Below are 20,464 nucleotides of genomic sequence, written 5' to 3'. Positions count from 1 at the left end.
CAGCAAAAAGCCCGGCTTGCGGGCCGGGCTTCGATGTCATCCGATTGTCTGCCGCGTCACTGGGTCGCGGCGTTCGGATCCGGCAGCGGCACCGGCGAATCGGCGAGCGTGTGCAGGTAGAGAATGACGTTGGCGCGGTCCTGATCCTTCGCCAAACCGGCAAAGCCCATGGCGGTGCCCGGGACGTCCTTCTTCGGTGCCAGCAGGAACTTGTTGAGATATTCGAAGGTCCACTTCTCGCTGCTGCCCTTGGAGAAATCCTTCATGGGAGCGGAATAGGCGAAGCCTGCATGCGAGGCGATCGGGCGATCTACGACACCAAAGAGGTTGGGACCGACCTTGTTCGGTCCCCCTTTGGTGCCGTCATGACAGGCCTGACACTTCTTGAAGACCGTTTCACCGGCCTTGGCATCTGCAGAAGCGAGCAATTGCGCGATCGGAACGGCAACGGCAGGCGCAGCCTCGCCGCCAGCGGCGGGCGCCTCTTCGGCAACGATCGCGAAACCTTCCTTTTCCGGTGCTTCGGAATGGAAGATCCCTTCGGACGCGATGGAGACCGACATCAGAACGAAAATCGTTCCGAGCAGCGCCCCGACGGCCGTATTGACGTATGAATTCATCTGCAATGCTCCCCTTGCAGCCGGCAGACCATAAACCGGACCATCTTGAAATCGCGCGGAACCTATGTCTTTTGGTTGATCGTTGCAACTGTCTAAATGGTCTTGTGCGTGAGACTTTTTGACACTTTTCAGCCCGGAATAGAAGGCCCGAACAATGAGTGATTCAAATTTAGACGGTGTGCTCGTATTGATCCCGGCGCGCATGGCCTCCACCCGGCTTCCGGGCAAGCCGTTGGCCGATATTTGCGGTCTGCCGATGATCGTTCAGGTGGCGCTGCGCGCCAGGGAGGCAGCCATCGGCCGTGTCGTCGTCGCCGTCGACGACGCCCGAGTGTTCGATGCGGTGGCCGCCGCCGGCTTCGAAGTCGTCATGACCAGCACGGATCACCAGTCGGGTTCCGATCGGATCTTTGAGGCGCTGACGAAAGTCGATCCGGAGGGCAAGGCGAAAATCATCGTCAACGTCCAGGGCGATCTGCCGACGATCGATCCGGAAACAGTGCGCGCGGCTTTGCGCCCGCTCGAGAACGAGGCGGTCGATATCGGAACGCTGACAACCGAAATCGACAACGACGAGGACAAGACCGCGCCGCACATCGTCAAGATTGTCGGCTCGCCGATTTCCGGCAACCGGCTGCACGCGCTCTACTTCACGCGCGCAACCGCGCCTTACGGCCAGGGGCCGCTCTACCATCATATCGGCCTTTATGCCTATCGGCGTACGGCACTGGAACGGTTCGTCTCGCTCGGTCCCTCGACACTCGAAAAGCGCGAATCGCTGGAGCAGCTGCGGGCGCTGGAAGCCGGCATGCGCATCGACGCCGAGATCGTTGACACGGTTCCGCTCGGTGTCGATACTCCCGCCGACCTCGAAAAAGCGCGGCGCATCCTCTCCGCAAAGTCGAACTGACGGAACCATCATGAACATCAAGACCAACAGGATCGCCTTCCAGGGCGAATTCGGCGCCAATTCCGACATGGCCAGCCGCGACATGTTTCCGACCATGGAGCCGCTGCCCTGCCAGACCTTCGAGGATGCGTTCACGGCGGTCGACAACGGCGATGCCGATATCGGGATGATCCCGATCGAGAACACGATCGCCGGGCGCGTCGCCGATATCCACCATCTGCTGCCGGAGTCGCGGCTGCACATCATCGGCGAATATTTCATGCCGATTCGCTTCCAGCTGATGGTACTGCCCGGTGTTACCAAGGACGAGATCCGCACGGTCCACAGCCATATCCACGCGCTCGGCCAGTGCCGCAAGATTGTTCGCGCCAATGGCTGGAAACCGGTGATCGCCGGCGATACCGCAGGGGCGGCAAAGCTCGTGCAGGAAACCGGCGACCGCTCGATGGCCGCCTTGGCGCCCCGCCTTGCCGCCGATCTCTACGGGCTCGAGATCATCGCCGAAAATGTCGAGGATACGGAAAACAATGTGACCCGTTTCGTCGTTCTGTCCCGCGACGAGGAATGGGCGCAACGGAATTCGGCGGAAGAAAAGGTCGTCACCACCTTCGTCTTCAACGTCCGCAACATTCCGGCCGCGCTCTACAAGGCGCTCGGAGGTTTTGCCACCAACAACATCAACATGACGAAGCTCGAAAGCTACCAGCTCGGCGGAAAATTCGTGGCGACGCAGTTTTACGCCGATATCGAAGGCCATCCGAACGATCCGAACGTGCGCCGGGCATTGGAGGAACTGCGGTTCTTTTCCGAGAAAGTGCGCATCCTCGGCGTCTACAAGGGGCATGCGATGCGAGGCCTGCTTTAGACAGGATGATTTCAGGCCGGGTCGGCCTAAAATCATCCTGTCTAAATTAATAGTTGGAGCATGATGTTGTCCGAAAACCGCTCACACTTTTCGGCATCATGCTCTCGACAGGCCTCGCGTGTCCCTTAAATTATTTATCCGGCTCACAGACACGCAGCCGATGCCCATCCGGATCGAGCACGACGAAGGTCGGGCCGAAATCCAGTTCGGTCAGTTCCTGGGCGATCGGCAGGCCGCGCTGGCGCCAGTCTTCGTAGTGCCTGGCGACAGCATTTTCTCCCTCGACCATGAAGGCCACTTCGCCGCGATTGCCGATGGCGGAGGGCTGCGGTTCGACCTTGCTGCGCCGCCAGAGACCGAGCGTGAAGCCGCCCTCAAGCGGAAAAGCGACGAAATTCGGCGCCTCCACGGCCGGTTCGCGATTAAGCAGGTTCCGGTAGAAGCTGGCGCTTTCACCTGGGTCCTTGACGTAAAGAATAATGAGATTGGGGCTGGTCATTTCGGTTCTCCCGTTGTTGTAGAATGGCGCCGCGAGGGATCACCTGCTGACAATGGATGGCAGCAGAGTGCAGAGGGCGCAGCGGTCGCAACGCCCCCGTTCTCGTCGGGTGGAATGTTGATAAGGCTAGGGTGGCCTAAAGCGTCGCGATCTTCAGATTCGCTCCTGGCGCTTTAGGTCTTTGTTTTTACGCATGTCGTTGTCGCAAAACCGCGGCGCACTTTTGCGCGACATGATTTAGAGCGGGTAACGGTCCTCGCAATGCGGGTCGCGTCCATCCATGAAGCCAAGGTCGCGCTTCAGGTAGTCCGGAGTCGCGTCAAGGTCGAGGCTGGTGCGCTCTCCCCTGCGAAATCGGAAAACGTTCATCAACAAGTCCAGCAGGCCGGAGCGCGCTGACTGGCGGACATCGGCAAAAGTCTCGGCCGAAATGACATCGGCAAAGGACTCGGCAGTAAAACGGTCGTTCGCGAAATGAATGGCTGGAGGCGTTACCATGATCAGTACTCCTTTCCTGTTGGATTGGTACTGATAATAACCCCTCCTGCTGACAGTTTATGGCAGCAGCGTTCAGCTCTCGATCGGTACGTCCTGCGTCTCGCGCCATTCCTTGAGGAGCACCGTGCGGCGGCGCGGATAGCGCCCCTCATGCAACGCCATGTCGATGATGCGGTCGGTGCGGAAATGGCGAAAATCCTGGCGCAGTTCGCACCAGGCCATGAGGACGCGCACATGCTCATAATAGCCGAGCCCGAAAGGCCAGACGCGGCGGCGTGAGATACGGCCTTGCTCGTCGCCATAATGCAGTTCGAGGATACGCTCCAGGCGGATCGCCCTGCGGATGGCCGAAACGTCAGCCTTGTCCTCGTCCCTGCGTTTGGGACCGACAAAAAGCGCTGCCGAATCGATCATCTCGCGCATATCGGCCGGCAGCACGGCGGCAATCTTGGCCAGTGCATCGGCGCCGGCACCGGCAAGGCGCGGCTCGGCGGCGCGGGCCACCCAGCGCGAGCCGAGCACCAATGCCTCCAGCTCTTCTTCGGAAAACATCATCGGCGGCAGCATGAAGCCGGGCTTCAGCACATAGCCGATGCCGGCTTCGCCTTCGATCATCGCGCCCTGGGCCTGCAGGCTGGCAATATCGCGATAGAGCGTGCGCAGGCTCACCCCGGTCTCTTGTGCCAGCACCGTTCCGGTCACCGGTCGCCGGTAACGCCGGAGCGTCTGGAGCAGCGTCAGCAGCCGTTCCGAGCGGGCGACCGGCATGGCGCTAGCGCTTCCACTCCACCCAGTCGCGCATCAGGCGGTGGGCGATCGCCCCTTTCGGCGGCGAGGCCTTGCCTGTCGCGCTCGGGCGTTCCAGCATCTCGATCGTTTCCTCGCGGGTGAACCAGCGGCAATCTTCCAGCTCGGTCTCGTCGCGGCTGATTTCGGTCGATTTCGCCTCGGCATAACAGCCGATCATCAGGGAATGCGGCATCGGCCAGGGCTGCGAGGCATGATAGCGGATGCGGCCGGTGCGGATGCCGGATTCCTCCAGCGTTTCCCGACGCACGGCGTTCTCGATGGTCTCGCCGGGTTCGAGGAAGCCGGCAAGACAGGAATACATACCGGGCGCAAAATGCGGGCTGCGGCCGAGCAGGCAGAGGTCGCGCTGCTCGTCAACCGTCAGCATGATGACGACGGGGTCGGTGCGGGGGAAGATCATGTGCTCGCAGGCGGCACAGACGCGCTTATAGCCGCCGATGTGGATCTCCGTCGCCGAGCCGCAGCGGCCGCAGAAGCGGTTGTCACCGTTCCAGCGGATGAGGCTCGCGGCCTGGGCGAATTCGCCGAGCAACACCTCGTCGATCAGCATTTCGCGAAACAGCGTGCGGCCGTCGGCAGGCTTGTACTGGCTGGTGAGGTCGTCGACATCGATGCCGACGGGAACGGCAAGGCGCGGCTCGCCGGTCTTGCGGTAGCCGAGAAGCACCGTTGCATCCCAATCCGGCTGCAATCCCTGCAGCTCATAGCGGGCAAAGAGCGGGTCGAGCACCTGGCCGTCATGCTTCAGCACCAGCTTATCCCCCGCGAAGGCAAAGATATGGGTGCCTTCCTTGGCCAGCGCCTTTTCGACGGATTGTTCGTCGCGATGCTCGGAATCGCGGTTGAGGTCGTTGGCGGCAAAGGCCGTGAGATTGCTGGGTTCCGGATGCGGCACATCCGAATCGAAAAGCGAATGACTCATGATGAAAGGGCTTCCCGCAGCTTCGCTATAAATTCGTCTCTCTTTCCGTCTTCGTAGGGTTCCGCGCGCCCGAAGCCCCAGACGGGACCCGGCCAATTGGCATCGCCTTCGAAGCGGGCAATGACATGAACATGAAGCTGGCGGACGATATTGCCAAGAGCCCCGACATTGATTTTTGTCGCGCCGGTGATCTCCTTCAGCGCCTTGGCGACCAGCTCCGTCTCGAAGGCAAGCAGCACCTGGTCGAGCGGCGTCAGCTCGAAGATTTCGGTGATGTCAGCCCGGCGCGGCACGAGAATGAGCCAGGGCCAGCGGGCGTCCCTCGACAATCTCAGGTCACAGAGACCGGTGACCATGATGCTGACGCTGTCGTTTTCCAGCCGGGGATCGAGCGCGAAACCTTTCAAAGGGCATTCTCCTCATGTTTTCCAACGACTAGCAGTTTTTTCGCATGTTGGCTTGCTTTTGATGACGATATTGCCGATATGTGCATCCGGGAGGTTGGTGGTGGACGAGCCACTCGCCAACCGGGTCAGGTCCGGAAGGAAGCAGCCCTAACGAGCCCGGCACGGGTCATCGTGCCAGCCTCCCACCTTCTCTCCACGAAGTGCCCGATAGCCGGGCGACAAGCAGGGCGATGAGCGACACCGAGCGACAATCAAAAGATGCCGCCTCGACGGGCACCGGATACCGAGTGCTGGCTCGCAAATACCGCCCCAAGGATTTCACGGACCTGATGGTCGGCCAGGAGCCGATGGTCCGCACCCTCACCAACGCCTTCGAGACCGGTCGCATCGCCCAAGCCTACATGCTGACCGGCGTGCGCGGCGTCGGCAAGACGACGACGGCGCGCATCCTGGCGCGGGCGCTGAACTACAAGACATCAGAAATCGACAAGCCGACGATCGACCTTCGCACGCCGGGCGAGCACTGCCAGGCAATCATGGAAGGCCGGCATGTCGACGTGATCGAGATGGATGCCGCTTCCCATACCGGTATCGACGATATCCGCGAGATCATCGAGCAGGTGCGCTACCGGCCGGTTTCGGCGCGCTACAAGGTCTATATCATCGACGAAGTGCATATGCTGTCGACGCAGGCCTTCAACGGCCTGTTAAAGACGCTGGAAGAGCCGCCGGAGCATGTGAAGTTCATCTTCGCCACCACCGAGATCCGCAAGGTACCGATCACCGTGCTGTCGCGCTGCCAGCGTTTCGACCTGCGCCGCATAAGCGCCTCGGATCTCGTTGGGCTGTTCACGACGATCGCGGCCAAGGAAGGCATCGAGGCGGAAGCCGACGCGCTGGCGATGATCGCGCGTGCTGCCGAAGGCTCGGCGCGCGACGGCCTGTCGCTGCTCGACCAGGCGATCGCCCATGGCGCGGGCGTCGTGCAGGCGGAAGCCGTGCGCAGCATGCTCGGCCTTGCCGATCGCGCCCGGATCGTCGATCTCTTCCAGCATATCGTCAAGGGCGATGTGGCCGCCGCACTCGGCGAGTTCCAGAACCAATACGAAGCTGGCGCCAATCCGGTGGTAGTGCTGACCGATCTTGCCGATTTCACCCATCTGGTGACGCGGCTGAAATATGTGCCGGATGCGGCCAACGACCCTTCGCTCAGCGAGGTCGAGCGCACCAAAGCGGCTGAATTTGCCAAGGGCGTTGCGGTGACGACGCTGTCGCGGATCTGGCAGATGCTGCTCAAGGGCATTCCGGAAACGGAAGGCTCGTCACGGACGGCAGGGGCCGCCGAGATGGTGCTGATCCGGCTTGCACATGCCGCCCATCTGCCGGCGCCTGAGGATGCGGCGCGGCGACTTGCCGAATTTTCCGGCGACAATGCCGGCCCGCGGCCCGCGGCTCCGCCGTCCGGCAATGGCGGCGGCAACGGGACACGGGTTTCCTATCAGAACAGTGTCGCGGCGCGCGCCGCGGAAACCGCACCGAGCCCGCCGCAGCCTTCCGCGCCGGTGGCGATGCTGCGTGCCGTGCCGAGCAGCCAGCCCGAGACCATGTCTGTCGGGCGGATCGAGCCAAAGCCCGCGGAAGCCCTGAAGCCGCTCGTCCCGGTCAATTCGGTCAATGATATCGTCAACCTCGCCACCGAGAAACGCGATCCGAAGCTGAAGGCGATGGTGCGCACCTTCCTGCGCCCGGTCCGGATCGAAGCCGGCCGGCTCGACGTCAGCCTGGCTCCCGGTGCGCCGACGACGCTGCTCAACGAGCTTGCCGTCAAGCTGAAGGAATGGACCGGCATCCACTGGATCGTCAGCCTCAGCCGCGACGAGGGCCAGCCGACGCTTGTCGAAGCGGAGGCCAGGACGCGGGAACAGCATGTGATCGACGCGCGCCAGGACCCTGACGTGGCGGCGATCCTTGCGCATTTTCCGGGTGCCAAGATCATCGACGTGCGCGTGCGGGCGCCCGAACCGGAGGAGGAAGGCGAGGCGACGCCGCCGGCCGCCGCCGAATCCGAGGAAGGTGACATCCTGCCGGGCGACGATATAGAATTCTAGGTTTAAGAAGGAGCGAGACGATGCGCGACATCATGGGCATGATGGGCAAAGTCAAGGAAATGCAGGCCAAGATGGAGCAGATGCAGGCGGAGATCGCCGAGCTCACGGCCGAAGGCAAGGCGGGCGGCGGTCTCGTTGCCGTCGTCATATCGGGCAAGGGCGAGCTGAAGAGCCTGAAGATCGATCCGTCGCTGTTCAAGGAAGACGATGTCGAGATCCTCGAGGACCTGATCGTCGCCGCCCACAAGGACGCCAAGGACAAGGCCGAGGCACTCGCCGCCGAAAAGACCAAGGCACTGACCGCAGGCCTGCCGATCCCGCCCGGCTTCAAGCTGCCGTTCTGAGGCGGTCCACATATCAAGGTGTGTGAGCTAGTGTGCTTCGTCGGCTTGGGATTCCAGCATGGCCCGAAGCTTGTAGTGAATTGGGGCCGCGAGATATCGCGCCCGATCTGCGCCCTGAAGCCTTCGGCCGAAGGTCTCCATTAGCTCGGGCATCGTAATCTTGTCTCCCGAAAAAGACGTGTATTCCATCGGCATCCCGGGCTCGACCACGCCGCCTCGGATGACGCGGCAATAGATGCCGGGACGGGCGGCGGCGGTATAACGCTTGACGAATTTCGGATCGACCATCCTGGCGGCGAAGGTGGCGCAGGGCATACGGCATGCAGTGACCTCGAGGATGAGATCGCCAGCGGCGAAGCGGTCACCGACGGCGACGTCGCGATTGTCGAGATCTGATATCACCATGTTCTCGCCGAAAGTACCCGCCTCGTAGGGTCGGCCCAGTTCCTGCGCCCACCAGTCGAGCGTTAGCGATCCCTCGACATAGACCGCCTGGTCGACGCCGCCATGGTGTTTGCGGTTACAGATCGCATCGCCGACAAGACCTTCGGCGTCGATCATCACCGCGCCGTTGACGGCATGTTTGAAGATGCCGGTCTTGTAGCTCTTGCCCGGCAGTCTTTCCGGATTGCCGGTGCACAAGGCCAGGATTTTCATGGGACGGGCAATCCTTCCGCGATTCCGTTTTCGTCCCATATCAGTTAAGAACGGCGCATGGCAAAACGAGTCACCGGCCCCGAAATCGAAAAACTCATCCAGCTTCTGGCGAAGGTGCCGGGCCTCGGGCCGCGCTCGGCGCGCCGGGCGGCACTGCATCTGATCAAGAAGAAGGACCAACTGCTCGGCCCGCTGTCGAATGCAATGGGCGAGGCCTATGACAAGGTGAAGATCTGCTCGCGCTGCGGCAATGTCGATACGGTCGATCCCTGCATTGTCTGCACCGACGTCCAACGCGATCAATCCGTCATCATCGTCGTCGAGGACGTCTCGGATCTCTGGGCGCTGGAACGGGCAGGCGCGATGAACGCCGCCTATCACGTGCTCGGCGGCACGCTGTCACCACTCGACGGGGTCGGTCCTGACGATCTCAATATTCGCGGGCTGATCGACAGGGTCGGCGAAGGCGGCATGCGGGAACTGATCATCGCGGTCAATGCCACCGTCGAGGGACAGACGACAGCGCACTACATCACCGACCAGTTGCAGGGGCTCGATGTGAAGATCACCCGGCTGGCGCATGGCGTGCCTGTCGGCGGCGAACTCGACTATCTCGACGAGGGCACCCTTGCGGCGGCACTTCGGGCGCGGACGGTGATATAGGGAGGCTTGCGTATGTTGCACCACACCCCCCTCTGCCCTGCCGGGCATCTCCCCCACAAGGGGGGAGATCACAAGTGGCTTTGGTTTCCCGCTTCATTGTCAGCTTGCCGCGCAGAAACGTCGATTGTCGGCGGAAACCTCCGCGCCCAGCCGATCTCCCCACCTGTGGGGGAGATACCCGGCAGGGCAGAGGGGGGTGTTCCACGGCGGCTGCGGATATTCGCACTCACATTGGCGGCAGCTCTCCTGCCCCTCTCCTGTTACGCGGCCCCTTCGAAAGCCGATGTCGAGGCGCAGTTCGAGAAATGGGTGCAGAGTGACCTCTGGCCGGAGGCGAAGGCGAACGGCATTTCGGAGAAGGTCTTTCAAGCCGCTTTCTCCGGCATCACGTTGAACTGGAACCTGCCCGATCTCGCCCCGCCCGGTTTCCCGCCGCCGAAGGAGCAGAAGCAGACGCAGGCCGAATTTTCCTCGCCCGCTCCCTATTTCAACGAAGACCAGCTGAAGAAACTTGCCGCAACAGGTCGCGGCTTTGCCGCCCAATACGGCTCGACGCTGAAGCGGATCGAAAAGACCTATGGCGTGCCGGGCTCGATCGTGCTGGCCATCTGGGGCCGTGAGACCGGCTTCGGTGCGGCGAAGATCCCGAATTCGGCGATCGAGGTGCTGGCGACCAAGGCCTTCATGTCGACGCGCAAGGAGATGTTCCGCACCGAGCTGGTGGCCGCACTCCATATTCTCGACGGCGGTGACGTCACACCTGCTAATTTCAAGGGTTCGTGGGCGGGCGCACTCGGCCAGCCGCAATTCATGCCGACCAGCTATCTGAAATATGCCGTGGATTTCGATGGCGACGGCCACCGCAATATCTGGACCTCGGTGCCCGATACGCTCGCCTCGATCGCCAATTACCTGGTCAAGAAAGGTTGGCAGCGCGGCCGCGACTGGGGCTTCGAGGTGTCGATACCGGAGGCGGTTTCCTGCGCGCAGGAAGGACCCGATCTGGCAAAGCCGCTGTCGCACTGGGCCTCGCTCGGCATCGACCGCATCTCCGGCAAGGGCTTTCCCTCCGGCGAGATGAAGGCTGAGGGCATGATGCTGGTTCCGGCCGGCCGCGACGGACCGGAATTCATCGTCACGCCGAATTTCTACATCATCAAGGAATACAATAATTCCGATCTCTACGCGCTCTATATCGGCAACCTCGCCGACCGGATCGCCCATAATGACGGCGCCTTCCAGGGCAGATGGGGTGATGTCGGCAAGATGCTGCGCTCGGATGTCACCGCCATGCAGAAGGCGCTGGAACGGCAGGGCTATGATGTCGGCGGTTCCGACGGTCTGCCGGGCTACAAGACCCGGCGTTCAATCGGCCAGTGGCAGGCAAAGAACGATATGAAGCCGACATGCTTTCCGGAGGCGACGATGAAGGGCAAGCTGAAGTAACCGGCTTCAGAGATTGCGTTTCAAACCTTCATGGCTGGCGACGAAACCGAGCCTCTCGTAGAAGTGGATGGCATCCCCTCGCGTCTTGTCCGATGTCAGCTGCACCAATCCGCAGCCGCGCTCGGCGCATTGGGCGATCGCCCATTCGATGAATTGCGCGCCGAGGCCAGAACCGCGAAGATCGCTTGCCACACGCACGCTTTCAACCTGGCCGCGCCACCTACCCGTCCTCGAAAGACCGGGAACAAAACTCAGCTGCAGGCAGCCGACGACCCGATCGGTCGCATCGCTTGCGACGGCCAGAAGCTGATTGGCGTCCGCCTCGATTGCGGCAAAGGCCGAGAGATAACGCGCGTCGACAGGATCCGAAACGATCTCCCTGCTGCCGCCAAGATCGTCATCGGCCAGAAGCCGGATGATGGCGGCCAGATCGGATTGGCGGGCGAGCCTGAATCTATACATTTTTGATCTCTGCTAGCTAGTCTCAATGATGCAGATCGATCGGCGCCTTGTGGAAGACGTCGTCGCCGGGCGGAATGGCCTGGCGTTCGATCATGCGGTGGACATGCAGCGGACCTTCGCCGCGGTGAAGCGCACGCAGCCTGTCGGTATTTTCGGCATCGGCCTGCGTGCGCCGCTGGTTGTGTCTAATATATTCGACCCAGGTCGGCGTGTGGTAGGTTTCCGTCCAAAGGCTGGGATTTTCGAGATCACGCATCAGCGCCCAGTTGCGGGCGCCGTCGCGGATGCGGATGCGTCGGCGTTCCCCCATCAATTCCATGAACTCGGCAAGGTCCTCATCGGCGATCTCGTAATCGACCTGGATGACGATCGGGCCGCTGCGCGGTGTAATGTCGAGACTGAGGGCCGGCTCGGTGAAGCGATTCAGTGGATCGAGATTGAGCGAGGCGAAGGCCGGCATCGAAAAACGCAGGCCGATGGCGATGCCGAGCAGCATGACGACGGATGACATCAGCAGCGCATCGGCAACGCCGTAACGATCGGCGGCGACGCCCCACAGCCAGCTGCCGCCGGCAATGCCGCCGAAGGTGACGGTCTGGTAGAGCGACAGCGCCCGGCCGACCACCCAGCGCGGCGTCGAAAGCTGGACGATGGTGTTGAAGAGCGAAAGTGCGGAGACCCAGCAGGCGCCGGAAACGAGCAGCCCGGCAGAGGTCAGGACGGCGCTCGGACTCACGGCTGCGATGACCGCGCTCAATGCGAAGCCGGCAAAGGAGAGGCGGATAATCATCTCGCTGGAAAGCACCTGGCGAAGCCTGGCATTCAGCACCGCACCGCCAATCGCGCCGATGCCGAAGGCGCCGAGCATGAAACCATAGGTCAGCGGCCCGCCGGCAACGAGATCGAGGGCGACGACCGGCAGCAGCGCCAGGATCGAGCTGGCGCCGATGCCGAAGAGCAGTCCCCTGACAAGGACCTTTCGAGATTGGGCGACATCGAGACATAACGCAGGCCGGCAAAGATGGCGCTGCCGAGCGCCTCGCGCGGCAGGGTCGAGACGGGCGCGGCTGGACGCCAGCGCAGCAGGGCATAGATCAAGGCGAGGTAACTCAGCGTATTCACCGCGAAGGCCGCGGCCGCGCCGGCGGCCGCGACGATGACGCCGCCGATCGCCGGGCCGACGCTGCGGGTGATGTTGAAACCCATGCTGTTCAGCGTGACCGCGGCCGGCAGATCGGCACGCGGCACCATATCGCCGACCGAGGCCTGCCAGGAGGGATTATTGAGCGCGGTGCCGCAGCCGATCAGAAAGGTGAAAAAGAGCAGCAGCCAGGGCGTGATCCAGCCGAGAAGGGCTGAGGCCGTCAGCAACGCCGAGACGGTGAGCATCATGCACTGCGCCGTCAGCATAACCCGGCGGCGGTCATAATTGTCGGCGAGCGCACCCGATATCAGCGAAAACAGCATGATCGGCAGCGCCGTCGAGGTCTGCACCAGCGCCACCATGTCCTCCGAGGCGGTGATCGTCGTCATCATCCAGGCGGCGCCGACCGCCTGGATCAGGCCGCCGAAATTCGAGGAAAGGCTCGCGAACCAGATGGTGCGGTAGGTATCGTGCCGCAAAGGCGCCAATGTCGAGGAAGTGTAGGCCACGATTTCTCCCGCTTTTGTTATTGCGCGCCAACGGCAATATATGCGCAAGACCGGCGCTGGCCATAGGCCTCATCACGTCGCCGGAAGCGAATTGGCCGAATCGGTCGCAGACCTTGCAATTTCGGAAAAACCCGACTATATGCCTCTCAAATTCTTGATCGCTTGATGAAGAGTGGGCCGCAAGGACCCGCTCTTTTTTATTAGCGTGATCGCCAAAAAAGCATGAAATTGCGAGGAGCGCACCGCTTGTCGGATCTGACAAACGCAGACAACGAACGTGAGCCGCGGCTGATTACCGAAACCGGGCTCGACCAGCGTCTTGCCGATATCATCGAACCCGTTCTCGTCGACCTGGGATTCCGGCTTATCCGCGTCCGCATGATGAACCAGAACGGCGCGACGATGCAGGTCATGGCCGAACGCGACGACGGCACGATGACGGTCCAGGATTGCGAAGAAGTCTCGATGGCGATTTCTCCCGTCCTCGATGTGGAAGATCCGGTCGATAAAGAGTATCATCTGGAAGTGTCTTCGCCCGGCATCGACCGTCCGATGGTGCGGAAATCTGATTTCGTCCGCTGGCAGGGCCACCTTGTGAAATGCGAGACGTCGATCTTGATCGACAATCGCAAGCGCTTCCGCGGCAAGATCGTCGAAGCAGGCACAGATGGTTTCACGCTCGAGCGTGACCAGATCGCCTATGGGGAAGAGCAGAAGGTCACCATTCCCTTCACGGCGCTTAGCGATGCGAAGCTCATTCTGACCGACGACCTGATCCGCGACGCGTTGCGCGCCGACAAGCTGGCGAAAGCCCAGGCCGCCAACCAGAACGAAGCGGACGACGAAGAATAACCGATCAACAGACCGCTCCAGGGACGGGAACCCTGGAGTAAAGACGGAGAAACAAGACAATGGCAGTCAGTGCGAACCGGCTCGAACTTCTGCAGATCGCAGATGCAGTGGCGCGCGAAAAAGTCATCGACCGCGAGATCGTGCTGGCCGCAATGGCCGATGCCATCCAGAAGGCGGCACGCTCCCGTTACGGCACCGAGTCCAACATCCGAGCCGACATCAATCCGAAGACCGGCGAAATCCGCCTGCAGCGCTTGCTCGAAGTCGTCGAGAAGGCCGAGGATTATTCGACGCAGATCCCGCTGGAGCTGGCCCGCGACCGCAACCCGGACGCCGCACTCGGCGATTTCATCGCCGATCCGCTGCCGCCGATGGATTTCGGCCGCATCGCCGCACAGTCGGCCAAGCAGGTGATCGTGCAGAAGGTGCGTGAAGCCGAGCGCGACCGCCAGTTCGACGAATTCAAGGATCGCGTCGGCGAAATCGTCAACGGTACCGTCAAGCGCGTCGAATACGGCAACGTTATCGTCGATCTCGGCCGTGGCGAAGGCATTATCCGCCGCGACGAAATGATCCCGCGCGAAAACGTCCGTTATGGCGATCGCGTCCGTGCCTATGTCTATGATGTCCGTCGCGAGCAGCGCGGCCCGCAGATCTTCCTGTCGCGCACGCATCCGCAATTCATGGTGAAGCTCTTCACCATGGAAGTGCCGGAGATCTACGACGGCATCATCCAGGTGAAATCGGTCGCCCGCGACCCGGGTTCGCGCGCCAAGATCGCGGTGATCTCGAACGACAGTTCGATCGATCCGGTCGGTGCCTGCGTCGGTATGCGCGGCTCACGCGTTCAGGCCGTGGTCGGCGAGCTTCAGGGCGAAAAGATCGACATCATCCCGTGGAGCCAGGACCCGGCGACCTTCGTCGTCAACGCCCTGCAGCCGGCCGAAGTCGCCAAGGTCGTTCTCGACGAGGATGCCGAGCGTATCGAAGTGGTCGTTCCCGACGAGCAGCTGTCGCTTGCGATCGGCCGCCGCGGCCAGAACGTCCGCCTCGCTTCGCAGCTGACCGGCTGGGATATCGACATCATGACGGAGGCCGAGGAATCGGAACGCCGCCAGAAGGAATTCAACGAGCGCACCAACCTGTTCATGGATTCGCTCGATGTCGACGAGATGGTCGGCCAGGTTCTGGCTTCGGAAGGTTTTGCCGCAGTTGAAGAACTGGCTTATGTCGATCTCGACGAAATCTCCTCGATCGACGGTTTCGACGAGGAGACGGCGCAGGAAATCCAGCAGCGCGCCCGCGAATTCCTCGAGCGTCTCGAAGCCGAGATGGACGAGAAGCGCAAGGCGCTCGGTGTCCAGGACGAACTGCGTGAAATCAACGGCATGACCGCCCAGATGATGGTGGCGCTCGGCGAAGACGGCATCAAGTCGATCGAGGACTTTGCCGGCTGCGCTGCCGACGATCTCGTGGGCTGGTCGGAACGCAAGAACGGCGAAACGAAGAAGTTCGAGGGCCTGTTCTCGAAGTTCGACGTCTCACGCGTCGAAGCAGAACAGATGATCGTCCAGGCCCGCCTTTCGGCTGGCTGGATCACGCAAGAGGACCTGGATAAGGGGACCGAAGAAGAGGTCACCGAAGCCGAACAAGAAGCATGATGACCGCGCATGAACCGGACGCTCCTCTCGAGGACGACGATCTTGCAGGTTATGACGTGAACGGACGTATGTGCATCGTGACGCGCGAAAGCGGATCGCCGGAAGAGCTGATCCGCTTCGTCGCCGCTCCCGATGGAACAGTTGTCGCCGATCTGAAGCGCGAGCTTCCGGGACGCGGATGCTGGGTGAAGATCGACCGGTCGCTGGTCGACAGGGCAGTGGCGAAGAAGCTCTTCGCCCGCGCGCTGAAGACGGATGTAAAGGCGGCGGACGATCTCGGCGCGAGTGTCGATCGGCTGCTCGCGGCGCAATTGATGCAGATGATGAACATGGCGCGGAAAGCCGGCCAGTTCGTCAGCGGCTCCTCGAAAGTGGATGCCGCGGTCAGAAGTGGAGCAGCCCTTGCGGTGTTCCACGCGACTGGTGCAGCGGACGACGGCGTCCGGAAAATCGACCAGGCCCGCAAGGCCTGGCACCTCGGAATGGAGACCGAGGAGGAGATACCTTCCTTCCGTCTCTTCTCGGAGAGCGAAATGGAAGGCCTGATGGGCCAGAATGCTTTTATCCATGCCGCAGTGCTTGCAGGGCAGGCGGGTGAAGGTGTAGTGAAGCGCGCAAAGATGCTCGAACAGTACCGTATTGGCGGTCAGTCCCGGGCAGCGGGCGGCGCTGGCCGGCTAAAACAATGAGGCGGTCACCGGCATCGGCCGGTCCCATCCTCATTGATCGACAGTATTGAACGACAGGGTCTGATCTAGTCATCGCTCCCTGTCCGAAGGAACGGGAACGAATGACCGATAGTAACGACGACAAGACAATCAGCGTAGCGGGCAAAAAGACACTCACCCTGAAACCATCGGGGATGAGCCAGGGTACCGTTCGCCAGGATATGGGTCGAGGTCGCACCAAGGCGGTCGTCGTCGAGACCCGTAAGCGGCGCCCGATGCGCCCGGAAGACGAAAAGCCGGTCACGCCCGTCGCTCCGGCGGCCCCCGTGCGCGCAGCCGAACCGGCGCCCGCGCCCGTGCAGGCGCGTCCGCAGCAGCCGACGCCGGCACCGCGGGTTCAGCAGGGCAACAACAACCAGACGAACCAGCGTCCGCCGCAGCAGTCTCACCAGCCGCCGCGCCAGAACGATCGTCCGCGCCCGGTGGTGCTGAACCATCTGTCGCCGGAAGAGATGGACGCCCGCCGCCGCGCGCTTGCCGACTCCCAGGCGCGTGACGCGCAGGATGCGATCCGCCGCGCCGAGGAAGAAAAGCTCCGTGCCGCCGAAGAGGTTATCCGCAAGGCAGCCGAAGCGGAAGAAGCTGTCCGCCGGGCCGCTGAAGAGGCTATCCGGCAGGCTGAGGCACCCGCTGTTGCTGAACCTGCAGCCGCAGAACCGGCTCCGGCCGAAGCACGCACCGACGTGGCACGGCCGCAGCAGCCCGCATCGTCGGCACCGGCCGCACGCCGGCCCGATGCGGCTGGAGCACCTGCTGCCCGTCCGGCAGCCGGCGCTGCCGTCCCTGGGGCCGTTCGCGGCCGCCGCGACGAAAAGGAAGAAGACGATCGTGGCGCAGCGCGTGGCGGCCCAGTCCGTGGCCGCGTCGTTCGCCCGGAACCCGCAAAGCCGGTCACGACTCGTCCGAAGACGGATGAAGAGCGCCGTCGCGGCAAGTTGACGATCACCACTGCCAACGTCGACGGCGAGGACAATGCCCGCGGTCGTTCGCTCTCGGCGATGCGTCGCCGGCAGGAGAAGTTCCGCCGCGGTCAGATGCAGGAAACCCGCGAGAAAATCTCCCGCGAGGTGGTTCTGCCCGAGACCATCACCATTCAGGAGCTGTCGCAGCGCATGTCCGAACGCGCCGTCGACGTCATCAAGTACCTGATGAAGGAAGGCCAGATGATGAAGCCGGGCGACGTCATCGACGCCGACCTTGCCGAAATCATCGCCGGCGAATTCGGCCATACGGTCAGGCGCGTGTCGGAATCCGACGTCGAACTCGGCATCTTCAACGTGTCCGACGACGATGGCGAACTGGTTTCGCGCCCGCCCGTCGTTACCATCATGGGCCATGTCGACCACGGCAAGACCTCGCTGCTCGACGCCATCCGTCATGCCAACGTAGTCTCCGGCGAAGCCGGTGGCATCACCCAGCATATCGGCGCCTATCAGGTGGAGCAGAACGGTCAGAAGATCACCTTCATCGATACGCCCGGCCACGCCGCCTTCACGGCAATGCGTGCCCGTGGTGCGCAGGCGACCGACATTGCGATCCTGGTCGTCGCAGCCGACGACAGCGTGATGCCGCAGACGATCGAATCGATCAACCACGCCAAGGCGGCCGGTGTCCCGATCATCGTGGCGATCAACAAGGTCGACAAGCACGAGGCTGATCCGCAGAAGGTCCGTAACCAGCTGCTGCAGCACGAAGTTTTCGTGGAATCCATGGGCGGCGAAGTGCTTGACGTCGAGGTTTCGGCCAAGACCGGCAAGAACCTCGACAAACTGCTCGAGGCGATCCTGCTGCAAGCGGAAATTCTCGATCTCAAGGCCAATGCGAACCGGACGGCGGAAGGCACTGTCATCGAAGCCCAGCTCGATCGTGGCCGTGGTTCGGTCGCGACCGTGCTCGTGCAGAAGGGCACGCTGCGTCCCGGCCAGATCATCGTCGCCGGCGACGTCTGGGGCCGCGTGCGCGCTCTCGTCACCGACAAGGGCGACCATGTGAAGGAAGCCGGTCCGGCAACGCCGGTCGAGGTTCTCGGTCTTTCCGGCACGCCGCAGGCGGGCGACAAGTTCGCCGTCGTCGAAAGCGAAAGCCGCGCCCGCGAAATCTCGGAATATCGTCAGCGTCTGGCCCGCGACAAGGCGGCTGCCCGCCAGTCGGGACAGCGCGGTTCGCTGGAACAGATGATGATGCAACGCCAGAGCGTCGGCATCAAGGAGTTCCCGCTGGTCATCAAGGGTGACGTGCAGGGCTCGATCGAAGCGATTGCCGGTGCGCTGGAGAAGCTTGGCACCGACGAAGTGCGCGCCCGCATCGTCCATTCGGGCGCCGGCGGCATCACCGAGTCGGATATCTCGCTCGCCGAAGCCTCGAACGCGGCCATCATCGGCTTCAACGTCCGTGCAAATACGCAGGCACGCCAGTTCGCCGAACGCGAAGGCATCGAAATCCGCTACTACAACATCATCTACGACCTCGTGGATGATGTGAAGGCAGCGATGTCGGGCCTCTTGTCTCCGGAGCGGCGCGAAACCTTCATCGGCAATGCCGAGATCCTCGAGGTGTTCAACATCACCAAGGTCGGCAAGGTCGCAGGCTGCCGTGTCGTCGAAGGCAAGGTCGAACGTGGTGCGGGCGTCCGCCTCATCCGCAACGACGTCGTCGTTCACGAAGGCAAGCTCAAGACGCTCAAGCGCTTCAAGGACGAAGTGTCCGAAGTGCCGATGGGTCAGGAATGCGGCATGGCCTTCGAAAACTACGAGGACATGCGCGCCGGCGACGTCATCGAGTGCTTCCGCGTCGAGCATATCACGCGCACGCTCTAAGCTGCTGCGCCTGAACTTTTCCGAAAGCCATCCGCCAGCCGGCGGATGGCTTTCGGGCATCTGCTGACTTGACCTTTTGGACCAAAAGAGTCATGGACGCTCTCCTTTGACGGGTTCGATTCCCAGCCGCATCGGCAAATAGAGATAACAATGACCAGACCAACTTCTTCCGCGCCTTCGCAGCGCATGCTGCGCATTGGCGAACAGGTTCGCGCCGCTCTCACCCAGGTGCTGCAGCGCGGCGAAGTGCGTGACGAAATCATCGAGGCGACCGTGATCTCGATCTCGGAAGTGCGCATGTCGACGGACCTCAAGATCGCTACCGCCTATGTGACGCCGCTCGGCGTTTCAGACCACAGCATCGTCATCAAGGCGTTGAACCGCCATGCAAGGTTCATCCGTGGCCGGCTCGGGCCGCAGCTTCGGCAGATGAAATACATGCCGGAGGTACGCTTCCGCGACGATACCAGCTTCGACAACTACAAGAAGATCGACGAGCTGCTGCGTTCGCCCGAGGTGAGCCGCGACCTCGACGGCGATAATGACGAACAATAAACAGAAGAGACGCATGTCCAAACCACGCAAACCCAAAGGCCGGCCGATTTCCGGCTGGCTGATCCTCGACAAGCCGGTGGATTTCGGCTCGACGGAAGCCGTCTCCAAGATCAAGTGGCTCTATAAGGCTGAGAAGGCCGGTCATGCCGGCACGCTCGATCCGCTCGCCTCCGGCATGCTGCCGATCGCGCTTGGCGACGCGACGAAGACCGTCCCCTACGTGATGGACGGCCGCAAGATCTATGAATTCACGGTGAGCTGGGGCGAGGAGCGGGCGACCGACGATCTCGAGGGCGAAGTGACGGAGAGTTCGGACAAACGCCCGAGCGAACAGCAGATCCGCGACATCCTGCCTGGATATATCGGTACCATCAGCCAGGTGCCGCCGCAGTTTTCCGCTATCAAGATCGCAGGTGAACGCGCCTATGATCTGGCGCGCGAAGGCGAAACCGTCGAAATCCCCTCGCGTGAGGTCGATATCTTCCGGCTGACCTTGATTGCCTGCCCGGACGCCGATAGCGCGCATTTCGAAGTGGAATGCGGCAAGGGTACCTATGTCAGGGCGCTGGCGCGCGATTTCGGGCGCGAGCTCGGCTGCTACGGCCATGTGTCCGGGCTGCGGCGCACCTTCGTCGCGCCTTTCGCGGAAGAGGCCATGGTGCCGCTCGCTGATCTCGTGGCGCTGGAGGCGATCGAGGATATGGACGAGCGCCTGGCGGCCCTCGACGCGCTGCTCATCAACACCTGCGAAGCGCTATCCTCCCTGCCCCATCTGGTCATCAATGACGACCAGGCGCACCGGCTGAAGATGGGCAACCCGATCCTGGTGCGTGGCCGCGATGCGCCGGTTGCCGAAAGCGAAGCCTATGCGACGGCCCGCGGCAAGCTGATCGCGATCGGCGAGATCGGCCAGGGCGAGTTTCGCCCGAAGCGGGTTTTCGCCTGAGCCTATCTGGCTTTCCGACAAGACAGCGATTGTCAGCCGGTC

General features: G+C 62.2%; 20 protein-coding genes, 1 other RNA gene and 1 pseudogene. 13 read left to right on the top strand and 9 right to left on the bottom strand.

Translation table 11 applies throughout. The features are described from left to right. Nucleotides 1–56: 56 nt before the first annotated feature. Nucleotides 57–620, bottom strand: coding sequence for a c-type cytochrome (locus AC2444_RS22325; protein ID WP_012759664.1), 564 nt, complete (start codon nt 618–620; stop codon nt 57–59). Between the two features lie 154 nt (nt 621–774). Between AC2444_RS22325 and AC2444_RS22320 the strand changes: the two genes are divergently transcribed. Both AC2444_RS22320 and AC2444_RS22315 read left to right on the top strand, forming a co-directional pair. After that, nucleotides 775–1,530 (top strand): 3-deoxy-manno-octulosonate cytidylyltransferase, encoded by a 756-nt coding sequence (locus AC2444_RS22320; RefSeq protein WP_012759663.1) that lies wholly within the window; start codon nt 775–777, stop codon nt 1,528–1,530. A 10-nt stretch (nt 1,531–1,540) separates the two neighbouring features. Next, nucleotides 1,541–2,395 carry a prephenate dehydratase gene (locus AC2444_RS22315; protein WP_003544355.1) on the top strand — a complete coding sequence of 285 codons (855 nt, stop codon included), beginning with the start codon at nt 1,541–1,543 and terminating at the stop codon, nt 2,393–2,395. 130 nt (nt 2,396–2,525) lie between these two features. Here the strand turns inward: AC2444_RS22315 and AC2444_RS22310 are convergent, their stop codons facing one another. From AC2444_RS22310 to AC2444_RS22290, 5 genes are all read right to left on the bottom strand, one after another. Then, complete coding sequence (locus AC2444_RS22310; RefSeq protein WP_003555800.1) at nt 2,526–2,894, bottom strand: VOC family protein; 369 nt, start codon at nt 2,892–2,894, stop codon at nt 2,526–2,528. A gap of 237 nt (nt 2,895–3,131) precedes the next feature. After that, on the bottom strand, nt 3,132–3,392 hold the full coding sequence (locus tag AC2444_RS22305) for a hypothetical protein (protein WP_012759662.1): 261 nt from the start codon (nt 3,390–3,392) through the stop codon (nt 3,132–3,134). Nucleotides 3,393–3,464: 72 nt separating this feature from the next. Continuing rightward, nucleotides 3,465–4,160, bottom strand: a complete 696-nt coding sequence (locus AC2444_RS22300) for a helix-turn-helix transcriptional regulator (protein WP_012759661.1) — start codon at nt 4,158–4,160, stop codon at nt 3,465–3,467. A gap of 4 nt (nt 4,161–4,164) precedes the next feature. Further along, the gene (gene nudC / locus AC2444_RS22295) at nt 4,165–5,124 is read right to left on the bottom strand and encodes an NAD(+) diphosphatase (protein WP_012759660.1); all 960 of its coding nucleotides are present in this window, start codon (nt 5,122–5,124) and stop codon (nt 4,165–4,167) included. After that, complete coding sequence (locus AC2444_RS22290) at nt 5,121–5,531, bottom strand: HIT domain-containing protein (protein ID WP_012759659.1); 411 nt, start codon at nt 5,529–5,531, stop codon at nt 5,121–5,123. Before AC2444_RS22290 ends, nudC begins: the two co-directional genes overlap by 4 nt. Before the next feature lie 89 nt (nt 5,532–5,620). Between AC2444_RS22290 and ffs the strand changes: the two genes are divergently transcribed. From ffs to AC2444_RS22275, 3 genes are all read left to right on the top strand, one after another. Then, nucleotides 5,621–5,717: signal recognition particle sRNA small type (gene ffs / locus AC2444_RS22285), an RNA gene on the top strand. A gap of 44 nt (nt 5,718–5,761) precedes the next feature. Further along, nucleotides 5,762–7,639, top strand: a complete 1,878-nt coding sequence (locus tag AC2444_RS22280) for a DNA polymerase III subunit gamma/tau (protein WP_012759658.1) — start codon at nt 5,762–5,764, stop codon at nt 7,637–7,639. A 20-nt stretch (nt 7,640–7,659) separates the two neighbouring features. Next, complete coding sequence (locus tag AC2444_RS22275; protein WP_003555794.1) at nt 7,660–7,983, top strand: YbaB/EbfC family nucleoid-associated protein; 324 nt, start codon at nt 7,660–7,662, stop codon at nt 7,981–7,983. A 27-nt stretch (nt 7,984–8,010) separates the two neighbouring features. On the opposite strand, the gene AC2444_RS22270 is transcribed toward AC2444_RS22275, so the two are convergent. Further along, nucleotides 8,011–8,640, bottom strand: coding sequence for an MOSC domain-containing protein (locus AC2444_RS22270; protein ID WP_012759657.1), 630 nt, complete (start codon nt 8,638–8,640; stop codon nt 8,011–8,013). Between the two features lie 57 nt (nt 8,641–8,697). Here AC2444_RS22270 and recR point away from each other — a divergent pair, with 57 nt between their 5' ends. Both recR and AC2444_RS22260 read left to right on the top strand, forming a co-directional pair. Beyond that, entirely contained in the window at nt 8,698–9,303 is a 606-nt protein-coding gene (gene recR, locus AC2444_RS22265; protein WP_012759656.1) for a recombination mediator RecR, read from the top strand. Between the two features lie 174 nt (nt 9,304–9,477). Beyond that, nucleotides 9,478–10,749, top strand: a complete 1,272-nt coding sequence (locus AC2444_RS22260; RefSeq protein WP_041935705.1) for a lytic murein transglycosylase — start codon at nt 9,478–9,480, stop codon at nt 10,747–10,749. A 6-nt stretch (nt 10,750–10,755) separates the two neighbouring features. On the opposite strand, the gene AC2444_RS22255 is transcribed toward AC2444_RS22260, so the two are convergent. Continuing rightward, the gene (locus AC2444_RS22255; protein ID WP_012759654.1) at nt 10,756–11,211 is read right to left on the bottom strand and encodes a GNAT family N-acetyltransferase; all 456 of its coding nucleotides are present in this window, start codon (nt 11,209–11,211) and stop codon (nt 10,756–10,758) included. A gap of 22 nt (nt 11,212–11,233) precedes the next feature. After that, a pseudogene (locus tag AC2444_RS22250) lies at nt 11,234–12,912 on the bottom strand (MFS transporter). A gap of 198 nt (nt 12,913–13,110) precedes the next feature. On the opposite strand from AC2444_RS22250, the gene rimP reads away from it, so the two are divergent. The 6 genes from rimP (at nt 13,111) to truB (ending at nt 20,422) form a co-directional block, all read left to right on the top strand. Continuing rightward, nucleotides 13,111–13,716, top strand: a complete 606-nt coding sequence (gene rimP / locus AC2444_RS22245) for a ribosome maturation factor RimP (RefSeq protein ID WP_012759653.1) — start codon at nt 13,111–13,113, stop codon at nt 13,714–13,716. A gap of 59 nt (nt 13,717–13,775) precedes the next feature. Then, nucleotides 13,776–15,377 (top strand): transcription termination factor NusA, encoded by a 1,602-nt coding sequence (gene nusA / locus AC2444_RS22240; protein ID WP_003544328.1) that lies wholly within the window; start codon nt 13,776–13,778, stop codon nt 15,375–15,377. Continuing rightward, nucleotides 15,374–16,066 carry an RNA-binding protein gene (locus AC2444_RS22235; RefSeq protein WP_003544325.1) on the top strand — a complete coding sequence of 231 codons (693 nt, stop codon included), beginning with the start codon at nt 15,374–15,376 and terminating at the stop codon, nt 16,064–16,066. The genes nusA and AC2444_RS22235 overlap by 4 nt, the downstream gene beginning before the upstream one ends. 101 nt (nt 16,067–16,167) lie before the next feature. Continuing rightward, entirely contained in the window at nt 16,168–18,921 is a 2,754-nt protein-coding gene (gene infB / locus AC2444_RS22230) for a translation initiation factor IF-2 (RefSeq protein WP_012759652.1), read from the top strand. A gap of 150 nt (nt 18,922–19,071) precedes the next feature. Next, entirely contained in the window at nt 19,072–19,476 is a 405-nt protein-coding gene (gene rbfA / locus AC2444_RS22225; protein ID WP_012759651.1) for a 30S ribosome-binding factor RbfA, read from the top strand. 13 nt (nt 19,477–19,489) lie between these two features. Then, the gene (gene truB / locus AC2444_RS22220) at nt 19,490–20,422 is read left to right on the top strand and encodes a tRNA pseudouridine(55) synthase TruB (RefSeq protein WP_012759650.1); all 933 of its coding nucleotides are present in this window, start codon (nt 19,490–19,492) and stop codon (nt 20,420–20,422) included. The last annotated feature ends 42 nt before the right edge of the window (nt 20,423–20,464 follow it).

The organism is Rhizobium sp. WSM1328 (assembly GCF_057653715.1).
Note: the sequence above shows the minus strand (reverse complement) of the source record. Positions and strands in the feature narration are given on the sequence as shown.